Source organism: Streptomyces sp. NPDC006385, assembly GCF_040612485.1.
Lineage (GTDB): Bacteria > Actinomycetota > Actinomycetes > Streptomycetales > Streptomycetaceae > Streptomyces.
The window spans coordinates 16199-31426 of sequence record NZ_JBEXQG010000043.1 but is presented as its reverse complement, the minus strand read 5'-3'; the positions used below and the strand labels follow the sequence as shown (position 1 = coordinate 31426).

9 protein-coding genes and 3 pseudogenes are annotated in these 15228 nt (G+C 73.2%); 7 read left to right on the top strand and 5 right to left on the bottom strand.

What is annotated here, in order from left to right; all coding sequences use genetic code 11:
* The first annotated feature begins 244 nt into the window (after positions 1-244).
* Positions 245-832, top strand: coding sequence for a hypothetical protein (locus tag ABZ078_RS28150; protein ID WP_356579704.1), 588 nt, complete (start codon positions 245-247; stop codon positions 830-832).
* A 63-nt stretch (positions 833-895) separates the two neighbouring features.
* A pseudogene (locus ABZ078_RS28145) lies at positions 896-1171 on the top strand (diadenosine tetraphosphate hydrolase); the annotation flags it as partial.
* Between the two features lie 10 nt (positions 1172-1181).
* Here the strand turns inward: ABZ078_RS28145 and ABZ078_RS28140 are convergent.
* On the bottom strand, positions 1182-2879 hold the full coding sequence (locus ABZ078_RS28140; protein ID WP_356579702.1) for a DNA alkylation response protein: 1698 nt from the start codon (positions 2877-2879) through the stop codon (positions 1182-1184).
* 73 nt (positions 2880-2952) lie between these two features.
* On the opposite strand from ABZ078_RS28140, the gene ABZ078_RS28135 reads away from it, so the two are divergent.
* The gene (locus ABZ078_RS28135; RefSeq protein WP_356579700.1) at positions 2953-3744 is read left to right on the top strand and encodes a PaaX family transcriptional regulator C-terminal domain-containing protein; all 792 of its coding nucleotides are present in this window, start codon (positions 2953-2955) and stop codon (positions 3742-3744) included.
* Between the two features lie 102 nt (positions 3745-3846).
* On the opposite strand, the gene ABZ078_RS28130 is transcribed toward ABZ078_RS28135, so the two are convergent.
* Positions 3847-4650, bottom strand: coding sequence for a pectate lyase (locus ABZ078_RS28130; RefSeq protein ID WP_356579698.1), 804 nt, complete (start codon positions 4648-4650; stop codon positions 3847-3849).
* Positions 4651-5344: 694 nt separating this feature from the next.
* Between ABZ078_RS28130 and ABZ078_RS28125 the strand changes: the two are divergent.
* Both ABZ078_RS28125 and ABZ078_RS28120 read left to right on the top strand, forming a co-directional pair.
* A pseudogene (locus ABZ078_RS28125) lies at positions 5345-6151 on the top strand (cellulose-binding domain-containing protein); the annotation flags it as partial.
* Positions 6152-6360: 209 nt separating this feature from the next.
* Entirely contained in the window at positions 6361-10704 is a 4344-nt protein-coding gene (locus ABZ078_RS28120; protein ID WP_356579696.1) for a cation-translocating P-type ATPase, read from the top strand.
* Between the two features lie 46 nt (positions 10705-10750).
* Here ABZ078_RS28120 and ABZ078_RS28115 read toward each other — a convergent pair.
* Positions 10751-11907 (bottom strand): annotated as a pseudogene (locus tag ABZ078_RS28115) (NADH:flavin oxidoreductase/NADH oxidase).
* A gap of 122 nt (positions 11908-12029) precedes the next feature.
* Here ABZ078_RS28115 and ABZ078_RS28110 point away from each other — a divergent pair.
* The gene (locus ABZ078_RS28110; protein WP_356579694.1) at positions 12030-12383 is read left to right on the top strand and encodes a helix-turn-helix domain-containing protein; all 354 of its coding nucleotides are present in this window, start codon (positions 12030-12032) and stop codon (positions 12381-12383) included.
* A gap of 10 nt (positions 12384-12393) precedes the next feature.
* Here the strand turns inward: ABZ078_RS28110 and ABZ078_RS28105 are convergent, their stop codons facing one another.
* On the bottom strand, positions 12394-13737 hold the full coding sequence (locus ABZ078_RS28105; RefSeq protein WP_356579692.1) for an FAD-dependent oxidoreductase: 1344 nt from the start codon (positions 13735-13737) through the stop codon (positions 12394-12396).
* Between the two features lie 215 nt (positions 13738-13952).
* Between ABZ078_RS28105 and ABZ078_RS28100 the strand changes: the two genes are divergently transcribed.
* Positions 13953-14435 (top strand): DUF6214 family protein, encoded by a 483-nt coding sequence (locus ABZ078_RS28100; protein WP_356579690.1) that lies wholly within the window; start codon positions 13953-13955, stop codon positions 14433-14435.
* A gap of 60 nt (positions 14436-14495) precedes the next feature.
* On the opposite strand, the gene ABZ078_RS28095 is transcribed toward ABZ078_RS28100, so the two are convergent.
* Positions 14496-15188 (bottom strand): DUF305 domain-containing protein, encoded by a 693-nt coding sequence (locus ABZ078_RS28095; protein WP_356579688.1) that lies wholly within the window; start codon positions 15186-15188, stop codon positions 14496-14498.
* Positions 15189-15228 lie beyond the last annotated feature (40 nt).

Genomic DNA, 15228 nt, shown 5'->3' with positions numbered 1-15228 from the left:
CACCTCTGTTCGAGCTTACGCCGCAGGTCAGCGCGGCGATGACAGCTCACTGCCGCGGGCCGCGCGACGCTCTCACGGAAGAACGCGACGCTTTCCGGAAGAAGAGGTCCGCGGTGGCCGGAGGGTCCGAGGGTCCGTGCCACGGTCGACTCCGGGTGGACGCCGTGAGCAGCCGGCGGCCGTCCGCCGTATGGGAGGGCGGTGGGTCCGGCATGTTCGTGCGCTCATGAGGAGGAAGCCTTCGATGGCGTTCCGTGGTCCGAGGGTGTGGCTGTGGCGGTGGCGGCGCAATCCGCTCAAGCGCCGGGCCGATGTGGTCGAGGCATGGGTCCTGCTCGCCGCGTGGACGATCACCGTTCTCGCCGGAGTCCTCGCCGGCCTGGCGACGGCCGGCACGGTGGAACGGGGGACGGCCCGGGAGCGCGTCGAGTGGCGGCCCGTCGTCGCCCTGCTCAGCGAGCGGGCGCCGGGCACCGCGGACTCGCGCTCCGGCACGCCGAGCACCGCGAGCGTCTGGGCGAAGGTCCGCTGGAGCGCGCCGGACGGTACCGCGCACACCGGCCAGGCCCGCGTCCGGCCCGGCAGTGGCGTCGGCACGCCGGTCACCGTCTGGACGGACCCGCAGGGACGCCTCGTGACCAAGCCCGCCACCGCGTCCGAGGCCCGCTCACGGGCGGCCCTGACCGGCGCCCTCGCGGGCGTGTGCGCCGCGTCCGTCCCCTTCGTCGCCGGCCGGGCCCTGCGCAGGCGCCTGGAGAGCCGGCGTATCGATCAGTGGGGCTATGAGTGGGCGCGGTTCGGGCCGTTGTGGGGTGGGCGGACGACCGGGTGAGGGCGATGGGTTCTGGCCGTGGTCGATGACTGGCGGGCGGATCGGGAGTGCTCCGCGAGGTGAGTGGATCAACTCGCGGAAGCGGTCGAGCGTGCGTCCCGTCGCACGGACATGGCTTTCCGGCGGGTCGATCTGGAGATCCTCGGCAACACCGACGGATTCCTGCACGCGCACGCGTGGCCACGGTTCGAGTGGGAGCCGGCCGACTCGGTGCGCATGCCGGTTTGGCTCCATCTCCGTGACAGGTGGGCGGACGAGCGGTACGCGCTCGGCCCGCAGCACGACCCGCTACGCAAGGCGATCGGGGACGAGTTGGACCGGCTGCGCGCGGCGAGCTGACGGCAGGCGATCAGCGGCCGCCACCCGGCAACGCCCGCCCCAGAATCGCGTCCACGTCGGCGCCGTCCGGCAGCGTCCCGAACGCGTGCCCCCAGTCACCCCCGAGCCGGGTGGCGCAGAACGCGTCGGCCACTGCCGCGGGGGCGTGCCGGACCAGCAGGGCGGCCTGCAGGGTCAGGGCCATCAGCTCGACCAGGCGCCGGGCACCGGCTTCCGACCCGTCGGCCAGCAGGCCCTTCAGCCGGGTGACGGCCGCGTCCAGCCGGGTGTCCGACCCCTGCGCCAGTGCCAGTTCGGCGAAGAGTGCCTCCGCGGTGCCCGGCTCCCGGCTCAACGCCCGCAGCACATCGAGGGCGTTGACGTTCCCCGAGCCCTCCCAGATCGACAGCAGCGGAGCCTCCCGATAGTGGCGGGGCATGCCCGACTCCTCGACGTAGCCGTTGCCGCCCAGGCACTCCAGGGCCTCCGCGGTGAAGGCGGGACCCCGCTTGGTGACCCAGTACTTGCCGACGGCGGTCGCGATCCGGCGGAACGCCGCCTCGGTGCCCTGCGCGTCGTGGCCGCGCACCACCCGGTCGGCCGCGCCGGCCAGCCGCAGGGTGAGCGTCGTCGCGGCCTCCGACTCCAGCGCCAGGTCGGCGAGGACGTTGCGCATCAGCGGCTGGTCGAACAGCCGTGCCCCGAACGCGCTGCGGTGCCGCACATGGTGACCCGCCTCCACGAGCGTCTTGCGCATCAGCGTCGCCGAGGCCATCACGCAGTCCAGCCGCGTGCAGTTCACCATTTCGATGATCGTCTTGACGCCCCGCCCCTCGGGCCCCACCCGCCAGGCGACGGTCCCGTCGAACTCGGGCTCGGAGGAGGCGTTGGAGCGGTTGCCCAGCTTGTCCTTCAGGCGCTGGATGCGGAAGGTGTTGCGGCTGCCGTCGGGCAGGACGCGCGGCACGAGAAAGCAGGACAGGCCGCCCGGAGCCTGGGCCAGCACCAGGAAGACGTCGCACATGGGCGCCGAGGTGAACCACTTGTGCCCGCGCAGCGTGTACACACCGGGCTCGGAGGTCGGCGTCGCCGCCGTGGTGTTGGTACGGACGTCGGAGCCGCCCTGCTTCTCGGTCATCCCCATGCCCGCGAGCAGGCCCCGCTTCTCGGTCGGGACGCGCAGAGCGGGCTCGTACTCCCGGCTCGTCAGCAGGGGTTCGTAGACCTGCGCGAGTTCGGGCTGCCGGCGCAGCACAGGGACGGCGGCGTACGTCATCGACGTCGGACAGCCGTGGCCGGCGTCCGTGTGCCCCCACACCAGGGCGCCGGCGGTCCGGGCGACATGCGCGCCGGGCCGCTCGTCCGCCCAGGGCGCCGCCGCCAGTCCCTCGGCGACCGCGACGCGCATCAGGTGGTGCCAGCTCGGATGGAACTCGACCTCGTCGACGCGGTGGCCGTACCGGTCGTGCGTACGCAACTCGGGCTCGTGCCGGTTGGCCTGCTCGCCCCACTCCTGCGCCTCGACGCTCCCGGCCCGCCGGCCGAGCCGCCGGATGTCCTCCGCGGCCCACACGGCGCCCTCCCGACGCAGCCCTTCCAGCAGGGCCGCGTCCTCGGACGCGTCGTACGGCGGCAGGGGAGGGGGCTGGTTGGTGACCTCGTGGGTGGCGTACTGCCGGGACTGCTCGGGCGTGCCTTGGGGCTGCTCCTGCTCGAGTATCGAGACCATGCGGCCAGTGTTGCACTTGCACTGCGATTGCAGCAATCCTGTAACAAGCCACCCTGCCCGTACAGTCGTGAGCATGCCGAACAACACGTCACCGCAGGCCGACGAGGTGGACCTGCGCCCGCTGTCCGCCCGCTCTGTCGTCCTGAGCCTGCTGCTGGGGCTGCATCCGCCCGAGCTGCCGGTGAAGGACCTCGTGCGCAGCGTGGCGCCGTTCGGCATCGCGGGATCCACTGTGCGGGCCGCGCTCAGCCGGATGGTGGCCGCCGGCGACCTGCGGCGCGCGGACACGGTGTACCGACTCAGCGACCGGCTCCTGGAACGCCAGCGGCGCCAGGACGATGCCGTCCACCCCGAGATCCGGCCCTGGGGCGGCGACTGGGAGGTGGTCGTGGTCACGGCCACGGGCCGCGGGCCCGCCGAACGGGCGGAACTGCGCGGCGAGTTGACCCGGCTGCGGCTCGCCGAGCTGCGCGAGGGGGTCTGGCTGCGTCCTGCCAACCTGCTCCGTCCACTGCCGGACGGCCTGGACCGGGTGGCCCAGCGCTACACGGCCCGTCCCGAGCACCCCGCGCGTGAACTTGCCGCGAGCTTGTGGCCGCTGGACGCGTGGAGCGGCACCGGACGCGCCCTGCTCGCCCATGTCACCGGCGCCCGGCACCCGTCCGAGCGCTTCACCGCCTTCGCGGCCGTCGTACGGCATCTGCTGGCCGACCCGGTGCTGCCGCCCGAACTGCTCCCACCCGACTGGCCGGGCGAGCGGCTGCGCGCCGCCTACGCGGACTACCGGCGGGAGATGTCCGACGCGGCACGCGCGCGTGCCGGCGGCGAGACGGCAGCGAACGCACGCGCGCGTGAAGGCCGGTAGCAGACGGGATGTACGCGCGCGTGGCCACCGGAAATGACGCGGCGGCCGTCCGAAGCGCCGTGTGGGGAGACGCTTCGGACGGCCGGTTTCACCGCGGGACGATCACCTGTAGGTGATGTCGGACGGCGAGTACTTGCAGTACGTGCCGTCGGGACCGGTGCCGTTCTCCTTCGGCTCGTCGCCCGAGCTGTTGCCGATCCACTTCTGGCAGGGGATGATCTTCCGGCCGCTGTCCCCGACGATCGTGATGTTCCTCAGGGTCGCGACATCCTTGTAGTTGGTGTTGATGCCGACGATCCGGCTGCCCTTCCAGTTCACCTCGATGTTGCTGAGGTTGATCGTCCGCTTGTACTGCTTGCTGCAGTTGCCGCAGGTGCGGGCGAAGGTGCCGAAGTTCTTCACCGAGAAGTTCGACACGTTCAGGGTTCCGTTGCCGTTGAACTGGAACACCTTGTCGCTGGCGTCCCTCGCGCCACCGCCGGTGACGGTGTAGACGTTGGACGCCGACTCGCCGCGGAACGTCGCCGCGTCCTCGCCGACGTCCTCCCACCAGACGTTCTGCAGCGTGCAGCTGCCCTTGCAGTGGATGCCGTCGGCGGCGGGCTTGCCGAGGATGACGTTCTTCAGGACGGCGCCGGGAGCCAGTTCCAGGATCGGCCCCTGGTCCTCGCCCTGGCCGTCCCCGCCCAGGGACCCGGAGCCGTAGAGGCGCTTCATCCCGTAGTCCTTGGTACCCGAGATCTTGATGGTCTTGGAGACCGGCTCGCTGCCGTTCGGTGTCGGCCAGGTGGCGGCGTTCGCCGTCGGGGCATTGGTTGTCATGATCATGCCAACTGACAGGCCGAGGGCGGCCAGCGCGCCGCCCAGTGCGCGCGTGCGGGCGCGCGGTCGGGTCGCAGAAGTCATGTCCCGTTCCTTCTGTCGTGATGTGAGGGGTTGGGGGCCACAGGGCACCCGCGTCGGACGCCACCTGAGGTGGCGACGGACGAGGCGGGCTCCGCCGAGTGGCCCGGGGTGGATCGGTGCGGGGGTCGACCTGCGGGATCCCGGTCGCGGCTCCACCGGGATCGTTGTGTCGCAGGCCGGGGTGTCCACCGATCGAGCGGGCCCTTGGGGGCGTCCAGTGCGGCCGTCGTCGGAGTGGCTCCTGGCGGCCGTGCGCGTGGGGGGTACGTGCGCATGTGGGGTGCGTCCCTTCGGGAGGACCGCGCGATCAGATACTTGAACGTTGTATGTCATGAGGAACACCGATCCGGACAGAGTGACCATGTGGGGGTCGATCGCTGTGTAGTCGGTCACACTGTTGAACGGGAAACCTAGAGGGCAAGCGCTTTCTAGTCAACGGCTTGCGCAGAAGAAATCAGTCCTGGCTGGTGGGGGCAAAGGCTCTCTGGGTGACCAGGTGGGAGCGCTTCCAAGTTCGGCGTGTCCATGTCGCCATCTCGATGTCGACTCCACGTATGCCTACGTAGAGCGGCGGGCTGGTGCTCACTCACGCGGTCTTGCCGTCCGACGTCCACGCTCCGTGACCCGAGGGGACAGGGGAAAACCGCTGCGCGCGCTGCTCGTCGCTCGCTGCGCCGCCCTCGTGTCGCTGCTCGTGGTGGCCCTGCTCGTCACCGCCCCCGCGGCCTCCGCCCGCACCGCGGCCGCCGAGCCCGCCGCGACGCTCACCGAGGTCACCGACTTCGGCACCGACCCGGGCTCCGGCCCGGACATGTACCACGGCACCGAGTGCGACGCGCTCGCCGACCGGTACGGCTTCCTCGCCTGCGGCGAGGACACCGCGCGACGGCGGCGGCGACCCGGTGGGGATCAAGTCCACGGTCGACCGGCAGCCCGCACGCGTCGGGCGAACTGGTGCGGAGCGCCTACCCCGGGTACACCGGACCCCGGCCGCGCATGGCTCTCTGGCACGGCACCGAGGACGACGTCCCGCGCCCCCGAACCTCGGGGAAATGATCAAGCAGTGGGCGAAGGTCCAGGGCGTCGGCCACAATCTGTACGGCCACGGCAGGGCGGCCCGCGTCCTCACCTTCTTCGGCCTGGACAGCGGCGGCCCCGAACCCCAACCCAACCCCAACCCCAGCCCGGCGCCTGCAAGGTGACCGCCGGCACCGACGCCTGGAGCACCGGCCCGACCGCCTCCCTGACGATCACCAACACGAGCACCACGCCGATCAACGGCCGGCAACTCGGCTTCACCCTGCCCGCCGGTCAGACGATCACGAACGGCTGGGGAGCCACGCACCCCCCTGCCTCCGGCGCGGTGACGGCGACCGACGCCTCGTACGACGCGGCGCTCGCGCCAGGGGCGAGCGTCAGCATCGGCCACCGGGCGAACCACACCGGCGACAGCGCGCCGCCGGCCGCCTTCTCCCTCAACGGGGCGGCCTGCACGGTCGGTTGGCGTGCCCGGGCGCGGGCCGCGGTCGGGGGCGTGCCGCCCGCCACCGCGCCGCCCGTCGCCCGACGCACCCCCGACGTGATCAGCCTCGGCCCCTAGCTGTCCCGGCAAGCCGTGCCGGGGCAGCTTTGGGCGGATGACATGCCGTTTTGCGGGAACCCGGGTCCGCGCGGAAGGCGATGTCGACCGAGGTGGAGAGAGAGCGAGCGATGGTTCTGGGGCTGCTCACACGTCCGACGGCCGCCGCGGCCGGTCTGGTCGCGGCCGGGCCGCGGCTGCTGGTCAGAGGAGCCGCACCCGCGGTGGGAATCGCCGCGGGCGCCCTGGCCGGAACGGCCCGCGCCGGTGTACGGAGCGCCGACACCGCGGCGCGCGTCATGCGGGTCGCCCGCAACACCCTGCCGCTGCGCCCGCACCCCTGGCGGTCCGGCACCCGGATCCACCTCGCGCTGCGGCCCGAGGCACCGGACCGCGTACGGCGGGAGGGCGGGACGGAGCGCGTGGCGCGCCGGGTCGCCGCGGCGCTGCTGGAGCGGCCCGACGTGGCCCTCGCGTACTGGGACGGCGGACTCGGTCGGCTCGTGGTGACCGCCGTCGAGGAGTCGGTCAGCGACCGGGTGGTGGAGAAGGCGTCGGAGATCGCGGCCCGGCACGGTCTGGCCCAGACGGACGAGGCCGTGGAGGAGATCCCCCATCCGGCGGACCCCGCGGGAGTGCGGGCGGCCGCCACGACGCTCGCCGCCGACGGGGTCGGCATCGCGGCCGCGTTCATCGGATACGGGCTGCGTCTGCCGACCACACCCCGGGCCGTGACCGCGGTGGTGACGCTGCTGCGGGAGAACCCGCGCTTCCGTGGCTGGCTGCGCGCGCGGCTCGGCCGCACCCGTATGGACGTGCTGCTGGCCGTCGTGAACGCGGCCGTCCACGGCGCCGGCCGGACCCCGACCGCTCTCGTGCTGGACGGTTCACTGCGCTCGCTCCAACTGGCGGAGACGGTGGCTCGCGCAGCCGCGTTCGACATGGTCCACGACGAGGTCTGCGTGCCCCAGCGGTACAGCGTGGCCGGAGGGAACTGCCCGCGCCCGCCGCTGCGCACCTCCCCGGCCCAGGAGTACGCCGCGCACGCCGAGACCGGCAGCCTCGTGGGCGCCCTGGCCACGCTGCTGGTCAAACACGACGGCACCGAGGCGGCCGAGGCGGTCCTCGCGGGCTCTCCCAAGGCCGCGCGCTACGGGCCCGCCGCCTTCCACGCCGTACTGAGCTGCGCGCTGTCCCGCACGGGCGTCCTGGTGCGGGACACCGAGAGGCTCCGCCAGCTGGAGATGGCCGACACCGTGGTGCTGCACCCGAGCGCGCTGCGGATCCCCGGAGCGGGGGCGGACGCCTGGGCGGAGACCGTGCTGGACGCGGCTCGGCGGGCGGGCCTGCGGGTGGTGATGGTGGACGACCCCGCCCTGGCCGATTTCACGAACCTCGCGGACCAGGTGGTGAGCGACGAGCGGTCGCTGAGCGACGTGGTGAACGCGTTGCGCGCCGACGACGGCGTGGTCGTCACCATCGCCCGGCCGGGGGCGGGGGACGAGGACATCTTCGACGGGCTGCTCGCCGGCGATGTGGCCGTCGCTCTCACCGACCGCGACGGAGCCCTCGTCTGGGGCGCGGACGTGCTGGCCCCGCACGGTCTGGCCGACGTGTGGCGACTGCTGCGGGCGGTCCCGGCCGCGCGCGGCGTCGGCCGCAGGGCGCAGGTCCTGGCGAGGTCCGGGGCCGCCCTGTCCGGACTCCTGGTGGCCATCGGCAAGTCCGGGCGTGGCCGCCGTACGCCGTGGCCCGGGGTCCGGCACACGCCGGTCGACGTGAGCGCGGCATGGGCCCTGCTGACCGGCGTGCGGGCGGCCCTGGGCGTGTCGGCGGCCCGGGCCCCGCACCCCCGTCCGCGCGTGGCCTGGCACGAGCTGGAGCCCACCGAGGTCCGCGACCGGCTGGAGCACGAACACGAGGCGGACCCGGAGCCGACCCTGCCCGAGCAGGTCGCCGACCGGGCGCGCAAGGCGATCCGCACGATGGGCGAGAAGCGCGTGCTCGCGCCGCTGAGCGGGACGCTGCGGCTGGCCCGGGCCGTGCGCGGGGAACTCGACGACCCCCTCACCCCGGTACTGGCCGTCGGCTCGGCCGCCGAGGCGATCCTCGGCTCCGTCGTGGACGCCCTGCTGGTCGTCGGCGCGCTCGACCTGAACGCGCTGGTCGGCGGCGTCCAGCGGATGCGGGCCGAGCGGGCGCTGTCGGGGCTGCTGGCCAAGCAGAAGCAGAAGGCGCGCGTCACGACCGAGGAACCGCGGGCCAAGGCGCGCGTCGTGGACGCCACCAAGCTCCGTCCCGGCGACGTGATCGAGCTGCGGGCGGACGACGTGGTGCCCGCCGACGCCCGTCTGCTGTGGGAGGACGGCCTGGAGGTGGACGAGTCCGCGCTGACCGGCGAGTCCCTGCCGGCGGGCAAGGCGACCGACCCCACGCCGCACGCCGCCGTGCCCGACCGCCGCTGCATGGTGTTCGAGGGCACGACCGTGGTGGCCGGAGAGGCCCGGGCCGTCGTCGTGGACACCGGCGACCGGACGGAGGCGTCCCGTGCCGTGGCGCTCGCCGCCCGCACGCCCCCGTCCGCCGGAGTCCAGGCCAGGCTGCGCGAACTCACCGACAAGGCCCTGCCGTTGACCCTCGCGGGCGGCGCCGGCGTGACGGCTCTGTCGCTGCTGCGCGGCACCCCGGTCCGCCAGGCGGTGAGCGGCGGCGTGGCGGTGGCCGTGGCCGCGGTCCCGGAGGGGCTGCCGCTGGTGGCGACCGTGGCGCAGCTCGCGGCCGCCCGCCGGCTGAGCCGCCGCGGCGTCCTCGTCCGGGCCCCGCGCACCCTGGAGGCGCTCGGCCGGATGGACACCGTCTGCTTCGACAAGACCGGCACGCTCACCGAGAACCGGCTGCGTCTGGTGCGGGTCACCGACGCCGACGGCACGATCCGCAAGCTCGACGAGACCGAGGGCCACGCCACCCTGCGGATCGCGGCACGTGCCTGCCCGCAGCTCAACGGCGGCTCGGAGCGGCCCGTGCACGCCACCGACGAGGCCGTCCTGGACGCGGCCGCGCCCGACCCCGAGTGGTCCCAGACCGAGGCACTGCCCTTCGAGGCCGGCCGTGGCTACGCCGCCGCCGTCGGCCGGGCGGAGGACGGCGCCGCCGTGCTCGTGGTCAAGGGCGCCCCCGAGACGGTGCTGCCCGCCTGCGTCGACCTGCCCGAGTCGGCGACGGAGGCGGCGCACACGCTCGCCGCCGACGGACTGCGCGTCCTCGCGGTGGCCCGGCGCCCGCTTCAGGCGACGGACGAGGCCGCGGACGCCCTCGAACAGCCCTTGGAGAAACTGGAGTTCACCGGGCTGCTCGCCCTCGCCGACGTGGCGCGCGACACTTCCACGGCCCTCGTCCAGGGTCTGCGGAACGCGGGTGTACGGCCCGTCATGCTGACCGGCGACCATCCGCAGACCGCGCGGGCGATCGCCGCGGAACTCGGCTGGCCCGAGGACACCGGCGTGGTCACCGGCGACGAACTGGCGTCCGCGGACCGGGAGGCACGCGCCCGGATGCTGAGCGACATGGGCGTGGTCGCCCGGGTCGCACCCGAGCAGAAACTCCAGGTCGTCGAGGCGCTGCGGGACGCCGGCCGGGTGGTCGGCATGGTCGGCGACGGAGCCAACGACGCCGCCGCCATCCGCGCCGCCGACATCGGCGTCGGCATCAGCGCCCGCGGCTCCGCGGCCGCCCGCAACGCGGCCGACCTGGTGCTCACCGACGGCGACCTCACGGTCCTGGTCGAGGCGGTGGCCGAGGGCCGGGCGCTGTGGCACAGCGTCGCCGACGCCATCGCCATCCTGATCGGCGGCAACGCGGGCGAGGTGGGCTTCGGCCTCCTCGGCACCCTCCTGTCGGGCTCGGCGCCGCTGTCCACCCGCCAGATGCTGCTGGTGAACCTGTTCACGGACCTGTTCCCGGCGATGGCGGTGGCGGTGACACCGAAGGAGGCGGAGCAGGCGGGCACGGGATCGGCGGCAGGGGCCGGGGACCCGGCGGGAGCCGAGTCGTCCGACGGCACCGAACCCCTGGGCACCTCACTCCTCGGAGCCCCCCTGATCCGCAAGATCCGGCATCGCGCCCTGACCACCACGCTGGGCGCGACGGCCGCCTGGCTGTTCGGCCGCTTCACTCCGGGCACCGCCCGCCGCTCCACCACGATGGCCCTGTGCGCGGTGGTCGGCACCCAGCTCGCCCAGACCCTGGCCGACCGCCGGAACAGCCCGCTGGTCCAGGCGACCGCCCTCGGCTCCGGGGCCGCCCTCGTCGTCCTGGTGGAGACGCCCGGCCTCAGCCACGTCTTCGGCTGCACGCCGCTCGGCCCGGTCGCCTGGGCGGGCGTCGCCGCGTCGATCGCGCTCGCGGTGGCCGGACAGCGTGCCCTGCCGCACCTGGAGCGGGTGGTGGCCCGGCACCTTCCGGCCCACCTCCGCTGAGGGCCGTACCGGCTGGACGACGCCTCCGTCCAGCCGGCCGCGGTGATCACACGGAGCGGTGGTACTGGTCGGGCACGCGCACCTCGCCGCCGAGTTCCCGCGCCGCCTGGCGTGCCCACGACGGGCTGCGCAGCAGCTCACGGCCGAGCAGGACGGCGTCCGCCTCGCCGTTCGCGATGATCTTCTCGGCCTGCTCGGGGTCGGTGATCAGCCCCACCGCGGCGACCGGCAGCGAGGTCTCGGCCTTCACCCGCGCGGCGAACGGCACCTGGTAGCCCGGCCCGACGGGGATCCGGGCCCCGGAGGCGTTGCCGCCGGTGGAGACGTCGAGCAGGTCGACGCCGTGGGCGTGGAGGTCGGCCGCGAGACGGACCGTGTCGTCGGCGGTCCAGCCGCCCTCCTCCAGCCAGTCCGTCGCCGATATCCGGAAGAACAGCGGCTTGTCCTGCGGCCACACCTCCCGTACGGCGTCCACGACCTGGAGCGCGAAACGCGTGCGGTTCTCGTACGAGCCGCCGTATGCGTCGGTGCGGTGGTTGGAGTACGGGGAGAGGAACTCGTTGATCAGATAGCCGTGGGCGCCGTGGATCTCGGCGACCTCGAAGCCGGCGGCGAGAGCGCGGCGGGCGGCGTCCGCGAACTGCCCGACGATCTCCTCGATCCCGGCCACCGTCAGCTCGCTCGGCACCGGGTGCCCGTCGGCGAACGCGAGCGCGCGGGGTCGACCGGGCTGTTGGATCTACGTCGGCGGGTACCCCCCCGGGGTACCGGGCATGTAACTGTACAAGTATCCCTCGGCGCGACCGGCTGCCATCCGTGGGCATCCGGTCCCACCGGCGCACCGCCCTTCCAGGGCCGGTCCGTCGACGCCTTGCGGCCGGCGTGGGCCAGCTGGATCGCCGGCACCGTGCCCTGCGCCACCAGGAACCTGGTGATCCGGCGGAACGCCTCGACCTGGGTGTCGTTCCAGATGCCGAGGTCGTACGGGGTGATCCGGCCCTCGGGGCCGACGCCCGTGGCCTCGACGATGATCAGCCCTGTCCCGCCGGCCGCGCGGGCCGCGTAGTGCGCGAAGTGCCAGTCGTCGGGGACACCCGTGCCGGGGCCCTGCGGTGCGGCCGAGTACTGGCACATCGGGGGCATCCACACCCGGTTCGGGATCGTCACATCGCGCAGGGTGAAGGGCTCGAAAAGCGCACTCACGTCGGACTCCAATCGGCACGGGGACCAGTCGTCGGCTCGTACGATAGGCATCGTAGTACGGTAGATGTCAAACTACGATGGACCTCGTACAATGAAAGGGACCCGAGTGAAGTGGAGCCACCGTGACCAGCCCTGCTGTCGGCAGCCGAGATCTCCCGCACCCGGCGCGCGAGGAGATCCGTCTGGAAGGCGTGCTGCACGCGCTGTCCGATCCGATGCGGCTGCGGATCGTACGAGAGCTCGCCGCCGTCGGCGACGAGCTCTCCTGTTCGCAGTTCGAGCTCCCCGTGACCAAGTCCACCACCACGCACCACTTCCGGGTGCTGCGCGAGAGCGGCGTGATCCAGCAGATCTACCGGGGCACGGCCAAGATGAACGGCCTGCGCAAGGACGACCTGGACGACCTCTTCCCGGGGCTTCTCGACGCCCTCCTGGACGCCGCCGCCGGGCAGGCCGCCCGTCTCGGCGACGCCTGAACCGGGCTCGTCACAGCACGTCGTCGTGCGCGGCGATCAGCAGGGACTCCCAGTCGGGAAGCTTGACCACGCCGCGCCCCAGCGACGCCCCCAGTGCCGCCTCGGCACGCTCGATCGCCTGCCAGCCGGACCACTCGACGGGCTCGACGCCCTCGGAACGCAGTGCCGTGAGCGGCTCCTGCGGCACCTCCTTGCGGACGAGCACGGAGGCGTCCTCCAGCAGCGACGTCACCGTCTCCTTGGCGTCCGAACGGTTGGTGCCGATGACGCCGGTGGGGCCCCGCTTGATCCAGCCGGCCACGTACTCGCCCGGTGCCACGAGGCCCTCGCGCAGCACACGTCCGCCGAGCTGCGGGACGGTGCCGGTGGCCGTGTCGAACGGCAGCCCCTCCAGAGGTACTCCGCGATAGCCGACCGAACGCAGCACCAGCTGGGCCTCGATGTCCTCGTACTGGCCGGTGCCCGTCACGCTGCCCCGCCCGTCGAGGGCCGTCCGTTCGAAGCGCACCGCGCCCACGCGCCCCGCCTCCGCGAGGAGTTCGACCGGGCGCAGGAAGAAGCGCAGACGGATGCGGTGACGGGCGTCCCCTGCCGGGCTCTCGGCCCAGCCGCGCAGTACCTCCACGTTGCGGCGCTGCGGGGCGGGCAGTCCGGCCGGGTCGACGTACGCCGGATCCAGTGCCAGTTCCCGCGGCTCCACGGTCACTTCCGTGTCCGGCAGGGTGCCCAGCTCCCGCAGCTCCTTGGTGGTGAAACGGGCCTGCGAGGGGCCGCGCCGCCCCACCATGCTGACGTCGGTGACCCGGCTCGCGCCGAGGGCGGTGAGGGCCGCCTGCGGCATGTCGGTGGGGGTCAGCTCGGCGATGCCGCGCGCCAGCATCCGCGTGACGTCCACCGCGACGTTCCCGACGCCGATCACCACCGCCGACCGGGCGTCCCGCACGAACCCGTCGTCGACGGAGTCCGGATGGGCGCTGTACCAGGACACGAACTCGGTCGCCGACCAGCTGCCCGGCAGGTCCTCACCGGGAATCCCGAGGTGCCGGTCGGTGGCGGCGCCCACGCAGTACACGACCGCGTGGTACAGCTCCCGCAGCCGGGCGGTAGGCACGCCGCCCGGTCCGATCTGGACGCCCCCGAGGAACCGCACCCGTTCGTGCTCCAGAACCGTCCGGAGGTTGTTCTGGAGGGACTTGATCTTCTCGTGGTCCGGCGCCACGCCGTACCGCACCAGCCCGTACGGGCAGGGCAGCCGGTCGAGGACGTCCACGAGCACCTCGGGATCCTGCTGTACAAGGCTCTGGGCGGTGTAGCACCCGCTCGGCCCGGAACCGACGACGGCGACACGAAGCACGGCGGAACTCCTTGTCCGAGGCGTCTTCGGGGATCTTCAGGAGTCGCTCTCGAGTCCAGCATCGCACCGCGGCCGCTCCGCTGACAGGGTGCTGTGCGCCGTACGGGACGCGTGTTCATTCGTATGGAATGTGATCATGCGGTTACGTTGCGTGTGTGCTGGAAGCATCCTTTCTTAATCTTTCCGATCGGTCTCCGGCGGAGGGTGCCGTCTCCGTGTGGCCCGCGTGGGAAGTGCGGGACGACGCCGGCGCCACGACGTGGTTCGGGGTCCGGCTGGAGTTCGGCGACGGCGCCCGGGTCGACGCGCACGCCGTGGTGTCCGCGGGGTGCGTCTCCATCGAGGACGTACGGGCCGAGCCGGCGCTGTCCCTCGACGACCTCGCGGCGCTCGCCGACTGGATCGAGGATCCGCTCTGCGACGCCTGCGGGATCGGGACCGCGGCGGACGGTGCCGAAGCGGATGCCGGTGAGCCCGGCGCCGGGGACGCCGGGCCCGGTCCGGCCCTGCCGGCCTGGCCGCGGGGCGTGGAGGGGCGGTGGCTCGTCGCCCAGAAGTACCGGGCGGCCCAGGAGGCAGGGGCGGACCCCGTCCTCGCGGTGATGAGCGCGACCGGGCAGAGCCGCCGGAAGTCGCTCAGGCTCATCGGGCAGGCGCGGGACGCCGGCTTTCTGACGCGGCGCCGGGCCGGTCGCTGAGCGCGGCCCCGGTCCCGGTCCCGGCCCCGGCGGCGCGGCGTACCGTTCCGGCCGGAGCCGTCAGAGCATGTCCCGCATCCGCGTGATCTCGCTCGTCTGCTGGGCCACCACCTCGTCGGCCATCTCCTCGATCTGGATGTTGTTGCCCTGGCCCTTCACGTCGGTGGCCATGGTGATCGCCCCGTCGTGATGGGTGATCATCAGCGTGAGGAAGAGTCGGTCGAACGCCTCCCCCCGCGCGGCGCGCAGTTTCCGCAGCTGTGCCTCGGTCGCCATGCCGGGCATCGAGGCGTGCTCGTGGCCGTCGCCGTGCTCGGCCTTCCCGGCCTTTCCGTGGGTCTTGAGCCAGCCCTTCATGGCGGAGATCTCCGGGCCCTGCGTGGCGGCGATCCGCTCGGCGAGCTTGCTGACCTGCGTCGACTTCGCCCGGTCCGGGGCGAGTTCGGTCATCTCCAGGGCCTGGGTGTGGTGCTCGATCATCATCCGCGCGTAGGCGACGTCCGCCGAGTTGGGGGAGTCGTCCTCGGCGCGCTGGCGCGCGGCCTCCTCGGCGGACAGCTTCCGGTTCGCCTCGCCCGGCTTGCCCGGCACGATCACCGAAGGCCCGCCTTCCGCGGCCGACTCGGGGTCGGGGTCGGAGTCGCAGCCGCCGAGCACGAGCACGGCCAAGGCGGCCACTGAGGCCGTGACGAAGCGCGTCCGGCGCGGGGGCGCCTTCGCCACATGTTCATGGGGCGCTCTTGAAATGTGCATGGTAAAGACCATACTCGGGCGTGCGTGAACCGTTCCAGCG